The organism is Methylobacterium phyllosphaerae, from assembly GCF_001936175.1.
Lineage (GTDB): Bacteria > Pseudomonadota > Alphaproteobacteria > Rhizobiales > Beijerinckiaceae > Methylobacterium > Methylobacterium fujisawaense.
In genome coordinates this window covers 4,193,926-4,200,000 of the sequence record NZ_CP015367.1, presented here as the reverse complement: position 1 = coordinate 4,200,000, position 6,075 = coordinate 4,193,926, and the positions used below count along the sequence as shown (strand labels likewise).

The following is a 6,075-nucleotide window of genomic DNA, read 5'->3' as shown; positions in this document are numbered from 1 at the left end:
CAGACCCTGCACCGGCTGCGGGAACTCGGCGTGCGCGTCTCCATGGACGATTTCGGCACCGGCTACTCGTCGCTGAGCTACCTGCGCTCGTTCCCCTTCGACAAGATCAAGATCGACCGTTCCTTCGTGAAGGATCTGACCAGCAAGCCCGACGGCGAGGCGATCATCCGGGCGATCGCCGGCCTGGGCAAGAGCCTGGGCATGACCACCGTCGCCGAGGGCGTCGAGACGGCCGAGCAGATGCAGCGCATCCGCCTGGAGGGCTGCACCGACGTGCAGGGCTACCTCATCAGCAAGCCCGTACCCGCCGAGGACCTGCGCCAGGTCTTCGCCGGCTTTCCGCAGACCTGATCACTCTCCCCTTCGGAACGCCTTGCCATGAGCGACCTCTACCGTCTCGTCTATGCCAGCAAGAACCTGCTGCAGGGCTCGGAGCCGGAGGTGATGGCCGCGGTCCGCCAGATCCTGGACGCGTCCCAGCGCAACAACGCGGCCCTCGGGGTAACCGGCGCCCTGATGTTCAACGCGGGCGCCTTCGCGCAGGTGCTCGAAGGTCCGCGTCGGGGGGTCGAGACGACCTTCGAGCGGATCCAGCGCGACCTGCGGCACGACGACGTCACGGTCCTGCAATGCGGCCCGGCGGAGAGCCGCGCCTTCGCCAACTGGTCGATGGCGTTCGTGGGCCAGTCGTCCAGCGGGCAGGCCCGCTTCAGCAGCCTCTCGGCCGAGAGCGGCTTCGACCTCGCGCGCCTCGACGGCGACCGGGTCTTCGCCATGCTGCACGGGCTCGTTCTCGAGGAAGAGGGATTTCCGGTCGTGGGGGCCGATCCCGTGGCGACAGCTATCTCGGAGACCGCCCCCGTGGAGGCCGCCCCCTTGGAGAGCGCTCCCGTGGAGCGCGCGCCCTTGGCGGCCGGGCCCGAGCCGCGTGCGGCTGCCGGGCTCGACGTCGCGCAGGTGCGGGCCGAGATCGCGCGGCTGCGTCCGGAGCCCGCATCCCAGGCCCCGGCGCCGGCTCCTGCTGGGTCGGATCTGGCGCCGCGGGCCGCACCGGTCCTGCGTCGCCCCGCCGGGACGCGCGGCGCGGCCGAAGCCGCCCTCAGCGTGCTCAAGGCGGCCCTGGCGAGCGAGCGGCAGCGTACGACCGACCTGCGGGCGAAGATCGACGGCCTGCGCGTCGCACTGGCCGCCTCCGCGGACCGGCTTGAGGTCCTGCGCGACGAACGGGACCTGTGGGCCGGACGGGCCGGTCTCCTGGCCCGCACCCTGGCGCAGGAGGCCGAGGGCGTGCGGGCCGCCGCACCGGCCGTGGCGGACGAGACGCCACCGGCGGCGGTGCGCGACACCCGCACCGCCTGACTCCGCCGCGGCGGGCGGGCGAAAGGGTGTCATCGTGGCCGACCTCGAGGGACCCGATGACGCGGCCGCACGACCTCCGGAGCCCCCGGGCATGACCGGTGGCGCCCTGGGCCTGCGCCTGTCCGCCATCGACAGGACCACCCTGTTCGACGCGTTCACCCCGCAGCGCGCACAAGGCCTGCGGCACTGGCACGCGGTCGTCATGCCCGGCCAAGGTGGCGACCCGACCGCCGGAGCGACACAGTCCTGCGCTACGGACTGTCCACCGTGATGCTCGGTTATCGGGGGCGGCCCTGCTGCGCGCGGGGATCCGACGGGACAGGTCTTCGCCGGCATGGCGCCGTGGCCGTGGCGTCGCTGGGCGCTGACCGTCCCAGCATGAACGCGCGACCGTTCTCTTGAAAGTCTGATACGTTCTGCATAAAGAACGCCCGTTCGCTCCGGTTGGACGGTGCGGACGATCTCTGCGTGGAGGACGAGGCGATGTCAGAGGGATTTGCAGCCCGTACCGTTGCGGCGGCCAACGGCGTGGCCCAGGACGCGGCCTTCGGCGCGGTGATCGCGCCGATCCACCTGTCGACGACCTTCAAGTTCCCGGCCTTCGAGCAGGCTGGACCCTATGACTACTCGCGTCTCGGCAACCCCACGCGGGACGCCCTCGCCGACACGATCGCCAAGCTCGAGGGCGGCGCCCGCGCCGTCATGGTGGCGAGCGGCATGGCGGCCCTCGATCTCGCGCTGTCGAGCCTGCGGCCGGGCGATCTCCTGGTCGCACCGCACGATTGCTACGGCGGGACTCACCGGCTGTTGAGCTTCCGCGCCGCCCGCGGGCATTACCGCGTGGCCTTCGTCGACCAGACCGATCCGGACGCGCGGGCGGCGGCCCTGGCCGAGGGGCCGAAGGTCGTGCTGATCGAAACGCCCAGCAACCCACTGATGCGCGTGGTGGATATCCGACGCATCACCGCGGACGCGAAGGCGGCCGGCGCGCTGGCCGTGGTGGACAACACCTTCCTGTCGCCCGCCTTGCAGCAGCCGATCGCCCTCGGGGCGGATCTGGTCGTCCATTCCACCACCAAGTTCCTGAACGGCCATTCCGACGTCATCGGCGGGGTCGTGGTCGCCGCCGACAAGGCCGTTGGGGAGGAACTCGCCGCCTGGGCGAACACGATCGGGGTCACGGGCTCGCCCCTCGACGCTTATCTGACGCTCCGGGGCCTGCGCACCCTGTTCGTGCGGGTGGAGCAGCAGCAACGCAACGCCGCCGTCCTGGCGGCCTTCCTAGAGGCGCATCCGGCGGTGGCCCGCGTGCATTACCCGGGTCTGCCCACCGATCCGGGACACGCCCTGGCGAAGACGCAGCAGGCGGGCTTCGGCGCCATGCTGAGCTTCGAGCTCGCCGGGGGCCGTGCGGCGGTGAAGACCTTCGTGGAGGCCCTGCGGGTGTTCACGCTGGCCGAATCCCTGGGCGGCGTCGAGAGCCTGATCGCCCATCCGCCGACCATGACGCATGCGGCCATGGACCCGGAGGCGCGCGCCATCGCGGGCATCACCGACGGGCTGCTGCGTCTCTCCGTCGGCCTGGAGGCGGAAGCCGACCTGCTGGCCGACCTGTCGCGGGCCTTCGAGGCCCTGGACGGCTGAGCCGGCTGGTCACTCCTCCTCGACCACGCTGAACCCGGACTCGTCCTCGACCACCCGGAAACGGGCGCGCTGCACGGTCCGGGAGCGCTCGGCCGCCTCGTCGCGGCACTTGTCGACATGGGCGGCGCGGTTGACCACCTGCAGGTTCGGCGCCCCCCAATAGCCGAGCAGCACCGGCCAGGGCGCGTCGCGGTGCTCCCGCCAGACCCGGTAGAGCGGCAAGGTGTGGTCGACCTCGGCCGTCTTCAGCAGGCGTTTGCCGGTGGTGGTGCAGCGATGCCGCTGGCGGAGCTTCAGCGCCCGGACCTGGGCATGCGGCGCGATCCAGAACTTCCAGGCCGCGACACAGGCCGCGTGCCAGCCGGCATTGGTGTTGGGGGCGCCGCGCGCCCAGAGATCCCGGTGCCAGCCGAACCGGTAGACCGGCTGACCGCAAATGCAGCAGACGCCCCGGCCGCGGGCGAAGACCGGATCGCGGTAGGGTGCCGGCGGCATGCGGAAGCTTCCGGCCCGGCCCTCGGCCCCGAGCTGCCAGGTCCAGCCCTCGGGCGTCCCGGAGCGGGCCGCCAGCGCCCGGGCCAGCCGGTCGGCGCGGAGGATGTGGTTACGCCAGTAGCTCTCGACGGCGAGCCGCGGCGTCGGCGGGATCAGCGGGCGCGCCAAAGCGTGCTGGAGGACCGATGCCGGGAAGATGGCCGGCAGGGCTTTCTCCAGCCGCGCCCGGGCCAGCTCGTTGCGGAGGGTGCGCCAGCTCGATGTGGTCATGGTGGACCGGTGGTAACCCGGCAGGCGCCGCGCCGCGACGGCGCCGCTGCAACAGCGGGCGGCTCCCGCACGCCCGACTCTCAGGGTTAAGAAAGTGTTTCCCGTGAAACATCGCGCGGCCCGTCAGAAGCAGCATGGCCACTCCGGTCCGGCTCAGAGATCCACCGCCATCGACAGTAGGTAGGTGCGCGGCGCGCCCTGGAAGAAGGTGCCGAACGACGCGACCCCGGTCCAGTACCGCGCGTCGGTCACGTTGAGGATGCTGGCCCGGAAGGTCGTCGGCCGCTGGGCGACCAGGGTCGTGTAGCGCAGGCCGAGGTCAAGGCGGGCCCAGGCCGGCAGGGCCTGGGTGTTCGCGAGGTCGACGAACTGCCGCCCGGTGGAGATGACGGCGCCGTTGAGCGTCAGGCCGGGCAACCCGGGCAGGTCCCACTCGGCGCCCAGGCTCGCCTGGACCTCTGGCACGCCGATCGGCCGGTGCCCGCGATTGGCGGCGAGCGCCGTCCGGACGAGGCGTCCGTCGAGTAGGGTGACGCCGCCGACCACCCGCACCTGCGGCGTGATCTCGCCAAACAGGCTCAGCTCGAGCCCGCCGACGCGCTGCTCGCCGGTCGCCGCGAAGCGCCCCTGCGGGCCGAGCTCGCCCGCGGGCTTCGTGATCCGGAAGGCGCCGAGCGTGGCGCCGAACCGGCCGAGATCGAGCTTCACACCCGCCTCGACCTGTCGGGCCACGTAGGGAGCGAGGATCGTGCCGGAATTGGTCGCCACCGCCGGAGCCACGTCGCCGCGGCTCAGGCCCTCGATGTAGTTGCCGTAGAGCGAGACCGAGTCCCAGGGCCGCACCACGAGACCGACCATCGGGGTCGTGGCGCTCTTGTCGTACGACGAGGCCAGCGTGCCGACATTCGACAGGTAATTGTGCGCCTCCACGCGCTGGCGGCGCACACCCAGGGTCAGCAGGACGCGCTCGTCGAGGGCCGACAGCGTGTCGGCCACCGCGATCCCCGACAGGGTGCTGTCGGACAGGCGGGGCCGGCCGATGCCGTAGATCGGCGCGATGTACGGGACGAGGGCCGGCACGTAGAGGTTCGACAGGTAGGCGCCCCGGCCGGGCGAGAACCGCCGTCCCGTCGCCTCGTCGTACACGGAGCCCTGAAGCGTGAGGGCGTGGCGGATGAATCCGGTCTCGAACCGGGCCCGGACGCCGGCGTCGTAGGTGAGCCGGTCGACGCCGAGGGCGTAGAATTGCGGCGTGCTGGTCGTGTCGCCGCGGCCGTTGAGGATCGTCGGTGCCGATTGGAAGTACCGCTCCACTCCGGTCTGCCCGCCGCCGACATCCGCGAACAGCGTGACCTGATCGGTCAGGTCGTACTCGGTGCGCAGCAGGCCGCCGCGATCGTCGACGTCCGAGTATTCCCAGGGCTGGGTCAGGTTCAGGCGACCGTCGGGCGCCCGCGGTACGGGCACGCCGGCCCGCAGGAGGAACGGGCGCAGCGGCGCGTTGAAGCGGTCCGTCTGCGCCAGCAGGTAGAGCCACGCGCGGAACCGGTCACCCTGGTAGTCGAGGGCCAGGGCCCCGACGCCGGTCGTCTCGGTCTGGCGGTCGAAGGGCGTGGCGCCGCCGTGCAGGCTGCCGACGACGCGGGCGCCCCATTCCCGTCCCGGCCCCCAGCGGCGGGCGACGTCGACCTGGCTGCCGCCCCAGGCGGTCGAGCCGTAATCCAGGGTGACGCGGGTCAGGTCCGCGCCGGCGCGCTTCGGGACGATATTGACCACGCCGCCGACCGCGCCGTTCGGCGACACCCCCGTGAGGGCGGCGGACGGCCCCTTCAGGACCTCGATGCGCTCCACGTAGTCGGTGAAGATGCGGAAGCTCGGGGCAATGCCGTAGAGCCCGTCGAAGGCGACCTCGCCGCTGGTGTTCTCGTTGGACGGGAAGCCCCGGATGGAGAAGGAGTCGAACGGCGCCCCCGTGGTCTGGGTGGCGCGCACCGACGGGTCGAGGACCAGGGTCTCGGATACCGTCCGCGCCTGCCGGTCCCGGATGAGCGTGTCGGTGTAGCTGGCGATGCTGAAGGGCGCCTTCTGGATCTCGGTATCGCCCAGCAGGCCGAGGCGACCGCCCCGCGCTACCTGACCGCCGGCATAGGCCGGGACCGGTCCGCGCGGCGCGACCGCGCTCGCGACCGAGATCTCGTCGAGCTGGACCTCCCGGCCGGCCCCAGCCTCCTCCGCGCGGGCCGCGTGCAGCCCGGAACCGACGAAGCCCAGCAGGACAGCCATCGGGAGAACCGGCCGGGCCGCGCG

The 6,075-nt window shown here is 72.1% G+C and carries 6 protein-coding genes (1 of these 6 only partly in view); 4 read left to right on the top strand and 2 right to left on the bottom strand.

Going from position 1 to position 6,075, the window contains the following annotated elements; translation table 11 throughout:
• From MCBMB27_RS19095 to metB, 4 genes are all read left to right on the top strand, one after another.
• Window positions 1-351 carry the 3' end of a putative bifunctional diguanylate cyclase/phosphodiesterase gene (locus tag MCBMB27_RS19095; RefSeq protein ID WP_083683626.1) on the top strand. It extends 1,374 nt beyond the left edge of the window, so the window shows 351 of its 1,725 coding nt (coding positions 1,375-1,725); its start codon lies off the left edge, out of view; it ends in the stop codon at window positions 349-351.
• 27 nt (window positions 352-378) lie between these two features.
• A complete protein-coding gene (locus tag MCBMB27_RS19090) occupies window positions 379-1,359 on the top strand; it encodes a BLUF domain-containing protein (protein WP_075381057.1) in 981 nt (326 codons plus the stop codon).
• A gap of 91 nt (window positions 1,360-1,450) precedes the next feature.
• A complete protein-coding gene (locus MCBMB27_RS19085; RefSeq protein WP_053611291.1) occupies window positions 1,451-1,630 on the top strand; it encodes a hypothetical protein in 180 nt (59 codons plus the stop codon).
• 212 nt (window positions 1,631-1,842) lie between these two features.
• Complete coding sequence (gene metB, locus MCBMB27_RS19080) at window positions 1,843-3,003, top strand: cystathionine gamma-synthase (RefSeq protein ID WP_075382030.1); 1,161 nt, start codon at window positions 1,843-1,845, stop codon at window positions 3,001-3,003.
• 9 nt (window positions 3,004-3,012) lie between these two features.
• Here metB and MCBMB27_RS19075 read toward each other — a convergent pair whose 3' ends face one another.
• On the bottom strand, window positions 3,013-3,768 hold the full coding sequence (locus MCBMB27_RS19075) for a hypothetical protein (RefSeq protein ID WP_075381056.1): 756 nt from the start codon (window positions 3,766-3,768) through the stop codon (window positions 3,013-3,015).
• Window positions 3,769-3,921: 153 nt separating this feature from the next.
• Window positions 3,922-6,051 carry a TonB-dependent receptor gene (locus MCBMB27_RS19070; RefSeq protein WP_075382029.1) on the bottom strand — a complete coding sequence of 710 codons (2,130 nt, stop codon included), beginning with the start codon at window positions 6,049-6,051 and terminating at the stop codon, window positions 3,922-3,924.
• Between the last annotated feature and the right edge of the window lie 24 nt (window positions 6,052-6,075).